16 protein-coding genes and 1 pseudogene are annotated in these 15491 nt (G+C 42.5%); 11 read left to right on the forward strand and 6 right to left on the reverse strand.

All coding sequences use genetic code 11. The annotated features are described in order from the left end of the window. Positions 1-374: 374 nt before the first annotated feature. Both nadA and O9323_RS06785 read right to left on the reverse strand, forming a co-directional pair. On the reverse strand, positions 375-1334 hold the full coding sequence (gene nadA / locus O9323_RS06780; protein ID WP_002731625.1) for a quinolinate synthase NadA: 960 nt from the start codon (positions 1332-1334) through the stop codon (positions 375-377). Between the two features lie 403 nt (positions 1335-1737). After that, on the reverse strand, positions 1738-2163 hold the full coding sequence (locus O9323_RS06785; RefSeq protein ID WP_002733015.1) for a CoA-binding protein: 426 nt from the start codon (positions 2161-2163) through the stop codon (positions 1738-1740). 382 nt (positions 2164-2545) lie between these two features. Between O9323_RS06785 and O9323_RS06790 the strand changes: the two genes are divergently transcribed. The 5 genes from O9323_RS06790 (at position 2546) to O9323_RS06810 (ending at position 7727) form a co-directional block, all read left to right on the forward strand. Then, a complete protein-coding gene (locus O9323_RS06790; protein WP_149106853.1) occupies positions 2546-3220 on the forward strand; it encodes a TIGR04283 family arsenosugar biosynthesis glycosyltransferase in 675 nt (224 codons plus the stop codon). Between the two features lie 212 nt (positions 3221-3432). After that, positions 3433-4080 carry a DUF7901 domain-containing protein gene (locus O9323_RS06795; RefSeq protein WP_149106852.1) on the forward strand — a complete coding sequence of 216 codons (648 nt, stop codon included), beginning with the start codon at positions 3433-3435 and terminating at the stop codon, positions 4078-4080. A 229-nt stretch (positions 4081-4309) separates the two neighbouring features. Then, the gene (locus O9323_RS06800; protein WP_149106851.1) at positions 4310-5020 is read left to right on the forward strand and encodes a superoxide dismutase; all 711 of its coding nucleotides are present in this window, start codon (positions 4310-4312) and stop codon (positions 5018-5020) included. 2 nt (positions 5021-5022) lie between these two features. Next, the gene (gene thrB, locus O9323_RS06805) at positions 5023-5940 is read left to right on the forward strand and encodes a homoserine kinase (RefSeq protein WP_002777164.1); all 918 of its coding nucleotides are present in this window, start codon (positions 5023-5025) and stop codon (positions 5938-5940) included. Between the two features lie 413 nt (positions 5941-6353). Next, positions 6354-7727: an HD domain-containing phosphohydrolase gene (locus O9323_RS06810; RefSeq protein WP_002752229.1), complete on the forward strand. Its 1374-nt coding sequence runs from the start codon at positions 6354-6356 to the stop codon at positions 7725-7727. Positions 7728-7729: 2 nt separating this feature from the next. Here O9323_RS06810 and hpnH read toward each other — a convergent pair whose 3' ends face one another. Beyond that, positions 7730-8746, reverse strand: coding sequence for an adenosyl-hopene transferase HpnH (gene hpnH, locus O9323_RS06815; protein ID WP_193979411.1), 1017 nt, complete (start codon positions 8744-8746; stop codon positions 7730-7732). Between the two features lie 277 nt (positions 8747-9023). Here hpnH and O9323_RS06820 point away from each other — a divergent pair, with 277 nt between their 5' ends. Beyond that, a complete protein-coding gene (locus O9323_RS06820; protein WP_024968872.1) occupies positions 9024-9623 on the forward strand; it encodes a DUF1517 domain-containing protein in 600 nt (199 codons plus the stop codon). Then, a complete protein-coding gene (locus O9323_RS06825) occupies positions 9580-10512 on the forward strand; it encodes a hypothetical protein (RefSeq protein ID WP_288124870.1) in 933 nt (310 codons plus the stop codon). The genes O9323_RS06820 and O9323_RS06825 overlap by 44 nt, the downstream gene beginning before the upstream one ends. A 70-nt stretch (positions 10513-10582) precedes the next feature. Here the strand turns inward: O9323_RS06825 and O9323_RS06830 are convergent, their stop codons facing one another. Both O9323_RS06830 and O9323_RS06835 read right to left on the reverse strand, forming a co-directional pair. After that, positions 10583-11095 carry a phycobiliprotein lyase gene (locus O9323_RS06830; protein WP_002752217.1) on the reverse strand — a complete coding sequence of 171 codons (513 nt, stop codon included), beginning with the start codon at positions 11093-11095 and terminating at the stop codon, positions 10583-10585. Between the two features lie 61 nt (positions 11096-11156). Then, positions 11157-11825, reverse strand: a complete 669-nt coding sequence (locus tag O9323_RS06835) for a HEAT repeat domain-containing protein (protein ID WP_002752215.1) — start codon at positions 11823-11825, stop codon at positions 11157-11159. 511 nt (positions 11826-12336) lie between these two features. Here O9323_RS06835 and O9323_RS06840 point away from each other — a divergent pair. Beyond that, a complete protein-coding gene (locus O9323_RS06840) occupies positions 12337-12564 on the forward strand; it encodes a DUF2281 domain-containing protein (protein ID WP_149106847.1) in 228 nt (75 codons plus the stop codon). 74 nt (positions 12565-12638) lie between these two features. After that, a complete protein-coding gene (locus O9323_RS06845) occupies positions 12639-12947 on the forward strand; it encodes a type II toxin-antitoxin system VapC family toxin (protein ID WP_002752210.1) in 309 nt (102 codons plus the stop codon). Between the two features lie 261 nt (positions 12948-13208). Here the strand turns inward: O9323_RS06845 and O9323_RS06850 are convergent, their stop codons facing one another. Beyond that, positions 13209-14015, reverse strand: coding sequence for a creatininase family protein (locus tag O9323_RS06850; protein ID WP_002752208.1), 807 nt, complete (start codon positions 14013-14015; stop codon positions 13209-13211). A gap of 954 nt (positions 14016-14969) precedes the next feature. Here O9323_RS06850 and O9323_RS06855 point away from each other — a divergent pair. Together O9323_RS06855 and O9323_RS06860 are read left to right on the forward strand one after the other, a co-directional pair. Continuing rightward, positions 14970-15152, forward strand: a complete 183-nt coding sequence (locus tag O9323_RS06855; protein WP_043997411.1) for a hypothetical protein — start codon at positions 14970-14972, stop codon at positions 15150-15152. A gap of 168 nt (positions 15153-15320) precedes the next feature. Beyond that, positions 15321-15491 (forward strand): annotated as a pseudogene (locus tag O9323_RS06860) (photosystem II q(b) protein); the annotation flags it as partial.

Genomic DNA, 15491 nt, shown 5'->3' on the forward strand with positions numbered 1-15491 from the left:
AACTCAGTTTTTGGGAGTTTTCAAAGAAATATTGGCGATAATGGTAGTTAGCTAGATTGAACAAATTTTTTGACAAGAAGGCATAATGGTCGATTTCTGACCATAAGGGATGGTTTTGACTGATAATATGACGTTCAACTACCTTCATATCTTGATTATACCTGATAACGTTCTTAAAATCTATCGGTGGCCAAAGTTACTTATTTTAGTTATCTAGCTGCAGAAATGAGTAACTTTAAAAGGCTTTAGGTAGGTTTTTGGTTTCTGTGGTTAACCCAAATTATCCCTATTCTTTTTCCTTCCAGACAAACACCAGAAGAGCTAACTCTTGGGGTTGATGCTTTTCGTTTTTGAATTGGCGCACTGATAACTGATTAAGACATTTCTAACATTCTTTGAATCGGCAACAGTGCCTTAACTCTTAAATCTTCAAAAATAGTAATTTCTGGAGTTTTATCTCGCATACAGAGATACAATTTTTCGAGAGTGTTCAGTCTCATATAGGGACACTCATTACAAGCACAGTTATTTAAAGCTGGTGCGGGTATAAATGCTTTCTCTGGCGCGGATTTTTGCATCTGGTGAATAATCCCCGGTTCTGTGACGACAATAAAGGTTTTTTCGGAACTTTTCAGGGAATAATTTAATAGTGCCGTCGTGGAACCAATATAATCGGCATGGCGTAAAACCGATGATTCACACTCAGGATGGGCGATAATTTTTGCTTCTGGATGGGCAACTTTTAATTCTATTATCTTGCGTTCGGAAAAAGTTTCATGGACAATACAACTACCCTGCCAAAGAACTAAATCTCTGCCAGTTTGCTGACTGACATAACGGCCTAAATTGCGATCAGGAGCGAAGATAATCGGTTGATGGACAGGGATTTGATTCACTATTTTGACTGCGTTGGAACTGGTGCAGATAATATCACTCATGGCCTTAATTTCTGCACTGCAATTGATATAGGAAATCACGATATGATCGGGATATTGGGCTTTAAAACGAGCAAAATCTTCAGGATGACAACTATCAGCTAAAGAACATCCCGCATCTAAATCCGGCAGCAATACCAACTTATCCGGATTTAAGATTTTAGCTGTCTCTCCCATGAAGTGAACCCCCGCAAATACGATTACATCTGCTGGCGTTTGGGCAGCCTGCTGGGATAAACCTAGAGAATCACCAATATAATCAGCTATATCCTGTATGTCAGAATTTTGATAGTAGTGAGCCAGAATAACGGCGTTTAATTCCCTTTTAAGCTCTTTAATTGCCGTAAATAGGTCATCAGGTAAGCTCGATCGATTTGCGGGTTGAACAGTTGTGAACACGGTGAGATTTATGGTTATTTTTACCAAATACTAAACAAGTCTCTACATCATAGCAAATTTTTCCAAGGAGAGACCACAAACAAAAAAAGCTTGATACAACAGCGCTCAAACGACTGACAACCAAGCCCCGATAATACCATTTGGCTCTTCTAGGTTCTGTGTGATAAGTTTAACTTACATAGGATTGATCAGTCTTTGTGTCCTTTGTGTCTTTGTGGTTCGTTCCACCCCCTCGCTAGGAAGAATGTATCTTAGAATACATTTTACCCACCAAACCCAAGGGAGCCACCATTTTTCAAAAAGTATATAGCGTGTTCTATTCGCACGAGGTACATTATTGATGTTCAAAAGCTTAATCAGCAAAGGTTTAAATGTGCCGTACAGGTACGAGAACCGCTATAGTTTATTTTTGGGAAATCCCTAAACGCTGATATTCTATCTGGATACAAGCATCCATAATCACATTTAAACCCGCCTCGATCGCCCTTTTTTCCGCAACTGGGTGATAAATTTTCAATTGTGTCCAAAGGGTAGCAGCCTGAATAGCAATAGCTGACTCGACAATTTCAGGTAGATAATCAGGATGACGAAAAACGTTAACAATATCCACGGGTTCAGGGATAGCCTCTAGAGAAGGATAGCACCTTTGACCATCAATTTGCTTGACCATCGGATTGACAGGATAGACTCGATAACCCACCGCTTGCAGAAATTTGGCTACCTGATAGCTGGCGCGACTCGATTTCTCAGAATGCCCCACCACTGCGATAATTTTACTATTGCTGAAAATGGTTTTGAGCGCACCATCGTCTCCTTTAATATTCGGCATTGTCCCACCTATCTTAGAACAGAGTTTCGTTTCCCATAAAGATGAAGTGTAACCTAATTTGGTATCGACTTTTAACTGCAGCTTTAGCCCCTCTGGAGAACTGGCAGCAATGTTTAACTTTTATATCGGAAAAACAGTTAAGTAGGTAGGTGTTAAAAGTTGTCAGACACCCCCCTTATCAAGGGGGGATTAAGGGGGGATCCCCCCGCCTATCGGCACCCCCCTTATTAAGGGGGGCAGGGGGGATCAGAGGCAAAATCTATCTTCTATTTAATTATAACTACTTACTTATTACCAATCCCAATCAATTCCTCGGTATCTGTAGGAAAATTTACCCGATGGTTGCCCCTAAATCCTCTGACTTTAGTTAGTACAAAACCTCATGAATTATCTTAGTATTATCATTCCGACTCTTAATGAGGAGTTAAGAATTGCAGCAACGTTAAAACAGATAGGTGAAGGAGTAGAAATTATTGTTGTCGATGGGGGAAGTACAGATAAAACCAGAGAAATAGCTGAAAAATTGGGAGCAAAAGTAATTATTTCACCGAGTAAAGGTCGTGCATTTCAGATGAATTTAGGAGCCAAAATAGCGAAAGGAGATATTTTGTTATTTCTACATGGAGATACTTTACTTTCCCAAAATTATCAAGAGCAAATTATCAATACTTTATCTCAATCTGGGATAGTAGCGGGGGCTTTTGAATTAAAAATTGATGGAGAGGAAAAAAACCTGCGTTTAGTGGAAAAATTAGTTAATTGGCGTTCTCACTGGTTTTCTCTTCCCTACGGAGATCAAGGAATATTTTTAAAAGCCTCAATATTGACCGATTTAGGGGGGTTTCCTGAGTTACCAATTATGGAAGATTTTGAATTAATACAAAGATTGAAAAAAAGGGGTAAAATAGCCATAGTTGCTGCTCCGGTGATTACCTCGGCAAGACGTTGGCAAAAATTAGGAGTTGGCAAAACTACCTTAGTTAATCAATTAGTTATTATTGGTTATTATCTAAAAATTCCGCCTAGTTTGTTGAAAAGTTTTTATCGTTTATGGTAATAAAGGCTTGCTGAAAAAGTATTTGAGGTCATTGTGTAATGTGGGGGCGCAACGCTTGCGCCCATAATGTGACATTGTGAACATTTTTCAGCCAATATCCAAGAGAGGCAAATACAATTATACAATCGAAGAAACTCTACCAAAGAAGAGGTTTCCATGGCCAAAACATTAACAAAAATTATCAAAAATGCGGGGGGGGTAAGCATTGCTTATTGGTAGCGGGGGCAACTCTAGCCATCCTAACCCCTTTCCAAGCCGCCCAAGCGAGTGTTATCTTTAGCCAAGCTGCTAACTTCCCTGGTGGCGAAGTGTTCGCGTCCCAAAATGATACTAATTCTTTCGGTAATTTTGCCACTGTTTACGACAACTTTAGTTTCTCCAGTGACAATTTAGTTGATGGTGTTGACTGGGTGGGGAGTTATTTTAATCCCCCAACAGCAGCACCCATCTCCTCCTTTGCCCTCTCTATTTTCGGTAATAACGCTGGTCAGCCGGGTTCTTTGCTTTTCTCGGAAACGATAACGGGGAATGCGGGGGAAACTTTTATCGGCACAGACAACAATGGCTTTCCCGTCTATAGCTATAGTGCGAACTTGACCAATACTTTCCTCGCCCAAGCGGGTGCAACCTATTGGCTGGCGATTGTTCCTAGTCGTGGTTTTCCGCCCCAGTGGGGATGGTACACCAGCAGTCAGGGCGACGGTGTTGGTTATCAAGACTTTTTCGGGAGCCGCAGTCAACTTGACAGGGATTTTGCCTTTAGTCTGACCGGCCAACAGGTTCCCGAACCTTCGGCAATTTTAGGATTATTAGGTTTAGGACTTTTGGGCATCGGTTCTCAATTCAAACAAAAACGATAAATTGACAAGTGTGGGGATGGGATTTTTTCCATCTCCACTTGAGAAAAAACGCACTCTAGAAACCTTCCAAATTTAACTCTTAATTTTAGGTAAACAATTTTTTTTAAATTCCCCGGCAATTACTCAAAAAATTTGACATCTTATAGCGGACAGGTAAAAATTAAAACTTTTCTCTGCCAAGGCACCGATCGATAGGATAATTGATCATTGGAACATCTGCTCTGAGAATATGTCTCTCGATCGCCGTCAATTTCTTTATCTTTTAGGTGCTACCCTTGGCACAGCCACTCTTGCCGGTTTTAACCGTCCCGCTTTTGCTGCTACTGGTCCCTATGGTCTTATCGCCCTACCCTATAGCTATGATGCCCTAGAACCTTATATCGATAAGGAAACGATGCAATTTCATCACGATAAACACCATGCAGCCTACGTTAATAATCTCAACACGGCAGTGGCAAAATATCCAGAATTGCAGAAAAAAACAGTAGTAGAATTGATTAAAAATCTTGACTCTTTACCCGCCGATCTTCGCATCACTATCCGCAATAATGGCGGCGGCGATCTTAATCATACGATGTTTTGGCAGATTATGTCCCCCGATGGCGGTGGCGAACCAACAGGAGAAATAGGAGCGGCAATAATCGCTAAATTTGGCAGTTTCGAGGAATTTAAAAACGCTTTCAACCAAGCAGGTACTAAACTTTTTGGTAGTGGTTGGACATGGTTGGTGTTAAATAAGTCAGGACAACTAGAAATTACCAGCACTGCTAACCAAGATAGCCCCCTAATGATGGGATTACAGCCAATTATGGGCAATGATGTCTGGGAACACGCCTATTACTTAAAATATCGTAATCAACGGGCTGAGTATTTAAAACAGTGGTGGAATGTGGTTAACTGGGAGGAGGTAAATCGCCGCTATCTTCAGGCAAAAGCTTAACCATGACAACTTTTACGGTAACAGTTCCCGCTACCACTGCTAATATTGGGCCCGGCTTCGATTGTCTCGGAGCGGCCTTAACCCTATATAATCAGTTTACTTTTACCCTGCTGCCGGCAACGACAGCTAACCCTGTCAGCATTAGTGTCAAGGGAAATGAATCAGCTAAAGTTAGCCAAGGGGCTGATAATTTAATCTACACTTCTTTTTTGCAAGTTTATCAAAAAATAGGACAGAATCCGCCCCCTATCGCCATCGAGATCGGTTTAGGGGTTCCCCTGGCTAGAGGTTTAGGTAGTTCTGCTACTGCTATTATCGGTGGGTTAGTGGCTGCCAATCAATGCGCGGGCAATCCTTTATCTATGGGGGAAATCGAAGCATTAGCGATCGCCTTGGAGGGCCATCCAGATAATGTGGTGCCAGCTTTGCGGGGCAACTGTCAGCTATCGGCAGGTGATAGCACAAATTGGGCTATTTGTCAAGTATTTTGGCAAAAAAATCTCATTCCCGTCCTAGGGATTCCCGATTTTGAACTGGCTACGGCAAAAGCTAGGGCGGTTTTACCCGAAAAAATTAGCCGTCAGGAGGCTATTTTCAATATTTCCCGCTTGGGTTTATTATTGCGGGGATTAGAGACGGGTAACGGCGATTGGCTGAGAATTGCCCTAGAGGATAAACTGCATCAACCCTATCGCCAATCTTTGATCCCGGGTTACGAAAAGGTGAAAAAAGCCGCCATTAATGGGGGTGCTTACGGGATGGTAATTAGTGGCGCAGGTCCGAGCCTATTAGCTTTAACTAACCCTGAAAATGCCCAAAAAACAGCCACAGAGATGACCAATGCTTGGGAGGAAGTGGGGATTAACTCCAGTGCCAAAATTTTGGCTTTAGATACCCTAGGGGCCCAAGTAAACTGTTAAGCCTCCAATTTACCTGTTAAGAGTCCCTGGCAGCGGGGAGATTTTATCAGTGAACAGTAATCAGTGAAAAGACAGCACTGTTACTGCCAGCTATATACTGATCACTGAACAATCCCACTGATATAGTCATTTCAGATAAGTCTGATACAGTCTAGACCTGAACTCTAGGATTAGTATTCTCAATCTTAATTGAAATGACTATACATTGAGCCTTTATATTGACGGTGAGCTGAGTCGAACCGCCGAACCGCCGAACGGTCTTCACCCCGACATTTGAGATAAAATTAAGAAAAAAGCTATGAGGAGTCAGTCATCAGTAATCAGGAGTCAGAAGTCAGGAGATTATTTTTATTTATTCTCCCCACACCCCACACCCTACACCCCACTCCCCACTCCCCCTAATCTTGCCACTTATGACCGTAGGATCCAGCTTACAACAGTTAAAAATAGCTTCATCGGGAAGATTACCCAGCAGTTACGGGGTCTATTTTAAGAATACCCTGGTGGCCCTCTGTCATGCTCTTGAAGATCATATTTTGCAAACTAGCAGCCCAGACAGTACAAATAAACCACTGGTTTTAGTCACCTTTCAACAGGGAAAATGGTATTTACAGGAAGCAGAGCGCTATTTAGATATTGCTCGCTCTTCTCGTCATATTGCGATCGCTGCCGTGGCCGATAGTGGTTTTTCTGAGCATAAAACCGGCAGTTTAGAGAATGTTTCGCTAGTGAACTTAGATAATAGCGATAGTTTGGTGAATGAGTGGAATTTAATCATTCTTTCCCCCGATTACGCCTCCATGGTACTCTGTCATGAGTTATCCCCAGAAGAATACCGGTCCGATAGTCAACCCCAAATAGACACGGAGCGAAAATTCTACGGTTTATGGACATTCGATCGCGATTTAGTCGAAAAAGCCGCTAGGATCTTAATTGAGCGTCTGCATCCCTATAATCCCAGTCTAGCGGCCGATTTAAGCAGACAACAGCAGGAAATTAGTCAAAATATTAATCCCATTCCCACGGATTTAACGGGAGTAGTCTCTCGCATTGTCACCTATCTGCAAACCAGTCAACAGCAGTTAGTCACCGTCAGCAGACAAGCGCGAGAATTAAGCGACTTAGAAGGACAAGCATCCCGTTTAAATAAAAATTTAGCCGCTAATAAACTGCAAGCTTTTCTAAGAATGGCTCAAAAAGTCGATGAAAGAGATATTGATAATCCCCTTGCTTCCCTACAGGTGGCCGCTTTAGCGGAAATGTTGGGACAATTGCTCGATTTACCCACCCTGAGATTACGACGCTTACGATTAGCTGGTTTATTATACCGCATCGGTCTAGCGGAGGCTCCGATCGAAGTTTTTAGACAGCGTGCCAGTCAGTTAGAGGGAGCAAATGCGTTATTTTGGCGGGATCGATCGGTGTTAGGCGCACAATTACTCGCCACTATGCCCGAATTAGCCCCAATTCAACAGATTATTTACCATGAGTTTGAATACTGGGATGGTAGCGGGGTTCCCAACGGTTTAAAAGGGGAAGAAATCAGCCTAGAGTCGAGAATTTTAGGATTATCAGCCTATTTTCAGGAATTAACTCAACCGCGAGGCGACCGACTAGCTCTAGATTTGGGAGAGGCCCTAGAGCGCTGTCAAAATTATAGCGGGATTCGTTTCGATCCCGCTTTGGTAGAAAAATTAAGTTCGGTAATTCGTCTGTGCGAAATGGGGTGGATGCAATTACCCGATCGCCCTAGTCAAGTCCCCGCCGTCTGGTTAGAATCAGTTTAGGATTAGACTCCGATTAAACTCTGCATGGCACGTCTCATATTAGCCGGTTTAAAAGCTGCCATGGCCGCGGTCGGTTCATAGCCGCAATGTACCATACAATCGGCACATTGAGGATTGCCACTGGCCCGACCGTAGTTATCCCAATTGGTTTCTGCTAAAAGTTCCCGAAAGCTTTTGTAATGACCTTCGTTGAGCAGATAACAGGGTTTTTGCCATCCTAAAAGACTATAGCTAGGACTACCCCAAGGGCTGCATTCATAGTCCTGTTCACCGATGAGAAAATCGAGAAAGAGAGGATTATGGTTAAAATTCCACTTTTTCTGACCTGATTTCCAGGGTGAGAGAATTTCTCGGAATAAAGCTCTAGTTTGCTCCCGTTTCAAGAAACTATCTTGATCCGGGGCCCACTCATAACTGTAACCGGGGGAAATCATCATGCCATCGATGCCCAAAGTAGCGAGAAAATCGAAAAATTCCTGCATTTCTCGCGGATCTGTGCCTTCAAAAACCGTGGTATTAGTAGTAACCCGAAAACCTCTCGCTTTCGCCGCTTTAATCCCTTTTACTGCCTTATCGAATACTCCCTCTCGATCCACACAGCGATCGTGATGTTCTTTGAGACCATCCAGATGGACACTAAAGGTAAGATAGGGTGAAGGAGTAAATTTATCTAGGCTTTTTTCCAATAACAGAGCATTGGTACAGAGATAGACGAATTTTTTTCTGTCCACTAAACCCTTGACAATTTCATCAATTTGTGGATGTAAAAGCGGCTCGCCCCCGGGGATGGAAACCACGGGAACCCCACATTCTTCCACCGCTGCGAAACATTCTGCTGGGGTAAGATGATTGCGGAGGATTTCCGGGGGATGTTGAATCTTACCGCAGCCAGTACAGGCTAAATTACAGCGAAATAGGGGTTCTAGCATTAAAACTAGCGGAAAACGCTTTTTTCCTGCTAGACGCTGTTTCAAGATATAGGAAGCAACCACTAAAGCTTGTTGTAGTTGGACAGCCATTTGCTCACACCAATAGGATTTTAAGTAATTATAGACTGTTCCCAGGGCATCAAGGCATAGCGGCCTAGAAAATGGCAAGATAAATAAAAGCTGGTGGCTTTTTTGGCTGTTTACTTGATTATCACCTTGATCTAGCTGATGGCTTCAAGACTACTGACTTGAAAGTGGGAAGTGGGAAGTGGGAAGTGGGAAGAATAAATAAAAAAAAAGTCTCCTGACTCCTATCTCCTGACTCCTAACCTTAACGACAATTTTTGATTTTTACCAGAGGTCTATTATGAGTTCTTTAGGCGATCGCTTCAAGAAATTTGCGGGTAGAACTCGCTATGTGGTCTGTCGCTTATTTTTGCATCTCTACGGCCAAGAAATCGCACCGCTGATCGGTATTCTTAATCGTACCGGCCGGGAGGCGATCGATTCCGAAGGCGATTTAGAGGTCATGGGAGAGGGTTTAGTAGAAATTTGTCAAAATCTGCTGCAGATGAACCTCTATTGGTTTTCTGTGGCTAATGAGGGCGATGTTTTTTGGCATGAGGGGGAAGCGGGAGACTACGTTAACGAACTGTTTACCGATTCCGCGGCCAGATACCTAAGTGAATCGGTGTCTTCACAGTTGGGGGAAAACGAACCCTTAACTTTACCCGTCACCGATAACTTAGTTGTTATGATCACAATAGCCTTCGAGGGTGAGAGTGCTGCTTTAGAAACTAGCCTAGCCGATCGAGAGGCCCTGGAAGATGGTTTAAAATCAATAATTAACCTTCACTACCAAGGTCGGCTGCGTGCGATTCAGGTACATTTTTCTCCTGCTCAATTGGGAGATGAATTGACCAATGAGCAACTATTACTCAATTTCCCCGAATTGCTGCCTTTATAGTCTTAATTTTGCCCTTATGCTGCGCCAAGTAACGACAATCTTTTTAATTCTTACCCTTTGTTGGACAACGGTGGCCTGTGGTTCGTCGTCAAATCAAACTCAGTCACCGTCAGCTAATAACAGTAGTGTAAGACGAGAATCCAATCAGGTTAGTAGCGGTCGCTACGAGGTGCAACAAGCTACCTACGATGACGGAGATGGCACTTATACCTTAATGCTGTTAAACACCCCCGGGGGGACTTCTCCCCTCTTTCGCACCACTAACCTGCAAATGGCTAGATTAACCGAGGAGGACATTGCTAAAGGGGAAAAAACCGCAGTAGAAATCAACGGTGATCAGGCTACCCTGTACATGACCGAAGATTTTAAAATTGAGTATGTCCATAATGTCACGGAAGTGCGGAACAATCCCCAAACCGGACAACAGGAAACCGTGGTGATTCGACAAGAATCGAGTTTTTGGAGTCCTTTTTTCGGTGCTGTTGCTGGTCAAGCTTTGGGTAGTTTGCTCTTTCGTCCTCAATACTACGTTCCTCCCCTCTATACTCCGGGGGGTGTGATGACCGGTTTTGGTGGTTACGGTTCCACCTATAATCAGGCAGTGGATCAATACCGGACTAAACATAATAGTCCACCTCCGGCAGTCAAAAACCGGCAAACTCTCCGTTCTACCGGCAATTTACGTCGTTATCCTAGCAATACTCCCTCTAGTCCCAATCGCAGCACCACCACCACCACAAAACCCAGTGGTTCCGGTTATGGTTCCAGTACCCTGAAGAATTCGGGTAAATCTGATAATGTCAAACGTTCTCCTAGTTTCGGTTCCTCCGGTTCCCGTCGTACCCCTAGTCGCAGTGGTTTCGGCAGCAGCAGACGCGGCCGACGTTAGCAGGATTTGACTGGAGTGGTGGAAGATTAACCCTGTCTTCCCCACCTCAGACATTGGGGATAGCAGCTACTTAAGAAGCAACCATTTTGCGAATTTCCGAATAGAAAACCGTTTGGCGATCGCCATTGGCCGACTGAATAATACTGGTACGCAATCTCAGATTAGGACTAGCAAACCAGATTCTTTCCTCGATACGATGGTGATTGTCCTCGATGGTTAAAGTTAAAGCTTGATCGCTTCTGAGATGATATTCTCCCAGCGCTGCCGATTTACCGACCGCTGTGATTAATTTTCCTTGCCAAGAATTTTCTGAGGGTAGCCAAACTAAATAGCTAGAACCGATTTTTTTCGGTTGTCCATAGTCCACGGAATTATCCCAAGTCGCTTTCCATCCCCCTAGATTCGCTTGGGACTGACAGTTATTTTCTAAACATAATTGCACCACATCGGCAGCATCGGCAGCCAGCAAATCGATGGTGATTTCTGCTTTATTATTGGCAACTTTTTGGGCAGCTAATTGATAACTGGTGCGCTGAGAAAACCATTTACCCGCACAGAGATTAATAAATTCTTGAATGTCCATGAATGGCTGTAGGCAAAGATCGATCGCTTTGGAAGAATAGATTATTTATTCTATCCTATCCCTAGACGTTGGCCAATTTTTGCAAAGATAAACGGGCTGCTTCCCGCACTTGTGGATGTTCGTCCTTGACCAAAAATTTTAAGGCTGCGATCGTTTTTTCCGCCGGAAGCTGGCCTAAAGCTTCCGCTAATCGCTGCCGGATTAACCAGTCATCGGAGTTAACAAAAGTTAAAAGCTTCTCGACGGTTTCCACTGCTTTGATTTCCCCAAGAGCGGCAATAGCGGCCTGTTGAATAACCGCTTCGTTACTATCGAGAGCCGATAATAACACCTGTTTAGCCCGAATATCGCGTAAATTGCCCAAAGCGACGGCAGCACTGAAGCGGACTAACCATTGCGTATCTTCGTAAAAAGCTCGTTGTAGGGGTTCAAAAGCGCGAATATCTTCTAAATAACCTAAGGCCCCCGCAGCATCGGCGCGAATGCCATAATCGGCATCATTGGCTAACAAATCCACGAGGATAGGAAAGCATTCCTCGGTTTGTTTGACTCCCAAAGCAAAGACAGCCATCGATCGCACTGGCAGCATTTCATCATAAAGGACTTTTTTGATCAAGGGTACAGCCTCCTCCGGGGCCACTTCTCGCAGGGATGCCAAGGCCAGCAGACGATCTTTAGAGTTGCTGCTTTCTAACTGCAGGGCAATGGTTTCTATATCAGGCTTACTCATTTTTGTCAATCACTTGTAATATTTCTTTAATTCTAACGCAATTTTTTCTAAGTCAGCAGCCCTAGTGGACTGAAACAGCTAATTTCTGTCTGTTACAGTGTTTCTCATAAAGATGAAGTGTAATCTAATTTGGTATGGAAGACCGACTCCCGAAAACGAAAACTTCGTACCTGCTCATTAAGATAACTGCTCTAACTAATATCCTTAACAATAGGATTAATTTAGCTTAAACCTCCTGTAAAAGTAAGTTTTCGAGGTGCTATCGGCTCAAAATATCGAAAACCTCAGATAAATTTGACATAATCTTGGGTTTTATGGACGGGATAGTTGTTTCTTGTCTTTTTTCTCCTCCTCTGGACTGTCTCGGAGTCTCCTCACGGAAGATTTTTGATTTTTGCAGGAACTCTCTTAAACAAGTTGGGGAAGTGGTTCTACAAAAATTAACTTTATTTATGTTTAAAATGCTATCATGAAGCTTGCATCGTAGATTTCAGTATATATTGAGAAAACCATGACTATTTCTGGCAATAAAATTACAGAAAGCATTATTAACAAGCTACAGGAAATTCCTCTAGATAAACAAAAACAAATCTTAGAATATGTAGAAGCTCTCACGGAGGAAAAGGAGCCGTTATCTTTCCCTAAAAAACGAGTCTTTGGGTTGCATCAGGGAAAAATTTGGATGAGTGATGATTTCAATCAACCCTTACCCGATAATTTCTGGAATTTTGACTCATGAATATTCTCTTAGATAGTCACACTTTAATCTAATTTTCCCAGAATTCTCCTCAGCTTTCCTCATGAGCAATTAAGATGCTAGAAGATAGAAATAATCTTCTTTTCTTGAGTTTGGTCAGTGTCTGGGAAATACAGATCAAAGTACAGTTAGGCAAATTAAATTTAGATATTTCTCTCTCGGAAATAGTTAAAGATCAAACTAAAATTAATGATGTGCAGATTTTACCCCTGAAATTATCTCATATTTGGACATTAGACACCTTACCTTATTATCACAAAGATCCGTTTGATCATTTATTAATTTCTCAAGCAATTACAGAAAACCTAATTATCCTGGGTGTTGATTCTGTTTTCAATTCTTATCCCGTGCAAAAAATATGGTAAAAAATGTCGTTTGTTTTCTTTTTATTACTGGTTACAAAATTTCTAAACCCGCAAGGATAAAACTCATAATTGAGATTATATAGTTATGCTAAAAACTACCCGAAGTCTGGTTAAAATTTTCTCTGTTGATGCTAATAAAAGATAGTAATCAAATTCCCGAATTAAAGGAGAAGGAAGATGGAGTTTTATCCTTTGTAAGAAAATTACGAATAGGCAGTTTAAATGCAGTACAGCTTATTAACAATTCTGATTAATCTTCTATTAAGATAACTTCGGTTGACGGAATCGATAAACATCAATGATCGCCTGTACCCAACCATTAGCAACAGATTCTAATAATCGATCGCCTTTTTCTTTACTTGCATTAGTAGCATCTCCCATCACTCCACTTTTAGTTAATTCCTTAGTTAACCAAGCAAAGGGTAATTTTCCTTCCATAGTTAATAAACTATTTTCTGGCAAACCTTGGGGATATTCTCGGACAGCCCGCTCAATTTTGACCTGTTCTGGCAGTAATGATAACATAATGCTAGTTTCCACATCTCCTGCATGAATACCGTATTCTAATTCATATTCCGAGAATAATTCAGCCGCATTGTGGGGAACTCGCCAAGTGAAAAAAGGAAATACTAAAAAATCGGTATATTGTTGGTGAATATCTCTAGCGGCAATTTCCATAACTTGCGGTTGTCCGCCGTGAGAGTTCATTAATACTAACTTGCGAAACCCCGAACGATAGAGACTTTCAGCTATCTCTTGAATGAGGGTTAATAAGGTGGCTGCCGAGAGGGTAATCGTGCCGGGGAAAGACCAATGTTCGTTAGATTTTCCGTAGTAGAGACAGGGTAAAGCAAAGGCGGGAACATTTGTATTTAATTTCTCGAAAGCTTTGCCTAAAACCCCTAAACTAATGGCAGCATCGACGGCAATAGGGAGATGGGGTCCGTGTTGTTCGATCGCACCGATGGGTTGAATAATTACCACATTTTCCTTATCTAGCATTGAATCTATATCGGTCCAAGTAAGATAGGGAAAATAACGATGAGGGGGAATAAAACCGTGCATCATAATCCTATTGGGGGTGAGGGATTAGGGTTAAGTAGTCGTGCAAAATTAATTTCCTAGTCGAGACGGGAGATGGGAGACGGGAGATGGGAGACGGGAGACGGGATAAAGCTATTAGGGATCGGATTTGAGTTTTCAGTTCACTGTTTACTCACAGCAGAAGTCTGACGGAGTAGTGGCTTAGATGTGTAATTAATTGTGCTTAGATACTTATGGAAAAAATTACTGTTTATTTGGTAATTGTACCACTAATTCTTGGCAAGGTTGCCAATCATCTTCATCGGTAATGGTTGGACAAAACGAATCCCTATAGCAACAAAACCTGTTTCATTAATTATAATCTGCAATATCGTGCCTCTTCTCGACCTTGTGTGATAAGTTTAAATTATATAAGAGCGATCGATCTTTGTGTCCTTTGTGTCTTTGTGGTTCGTTTCACTCGCTCGCCCGCAGGACTGTATCTTAGAATACATTTTACCCACCAAACCCAAGAGAGCCTATCGTCGGGCAAAAACACCAGGAGTGACTTGTTTTTTTTACCCTTGTTACTGATTATCTTTAAGCCTTTTCTTTAAGTATTGTTGTTAATGTAGCTTATTATAGCAGTTCTCACACCTGTGTGGCACATTTAAACCTTTGCTAATTAAGCTTTTCAACATCGATAATGTACCTCTTGCGAACAGGAAACGCTATAAGATCAGCGACCGCACTTAAACTCACAGCTTCAATGAATGTGCATGGTGCGTTCCCAAAAATCTATCGGTGGAGTAGTATGAGCCATCTTAGGGAACGCACCCTACGGCTAAAAGGAAAAGGCGCTTCATGGTTTTTGGGTGGTATTGCCGTCCATTTTAAGGTGGTGAGGATGTCAACAGCAAAATTTCCGTAAAGAGGGTGATTCCCATTGATTAATATGTCAAGTTCCCTGCCGTAAAGAATCGATAGATACTTGAGGCAATGATAATAGAACTGAATATTTCCTTAGAAGCCACCGAAAAAACAACCGATGAGATAAGGCAATGCAAGAAAGCGATCGATCGGCAGTCGGCCGAGTTTAACTGGTGGATGACCGGAATCAAAGCAAGGCTAGATGCGATCGCTGGTAAGATCGAACGGGACAAGCGATCGCATCTGGCTTAAAACAAAAGGTGCTTCATGGTTCATTGTCGGTAGTGCGACCAACTAACTGAACATAAGCCCACCTTATCACCCCGACAAGTAATACTGAATGTTAAGAAACTTTACAAACCGTTACATAACCCTTAAGATGAGAACATCATAAATCAATCAAACCGCACTCATAAACCAATGACCACCACCTTACAACAGCGCGAGAGTGCTTCCCTGTGGGAGCAGTTCTGCCAGTGGATCACCAGCACCAACAACCGTCTTTATGTCGGCTGGTTCGGTGTGATCATGATCCCCACCCTGCTCACCGCCACCACCTGCTTCATCATCGCCTTTATCGCCGCTCCTCCT

Origin of the sequence: Microcystis sp. LE19-131.1A (assembly GCF_027532015.1) — a bacterium.
In the GTDB taxonomy this organism is placed as follows: Bacteria; Cyanobacteriota; Cyanobacteriia; order Cyanobacteriales; family Microcystaceae; genus Microcystis; species Microcystis ichthyoblabe_A.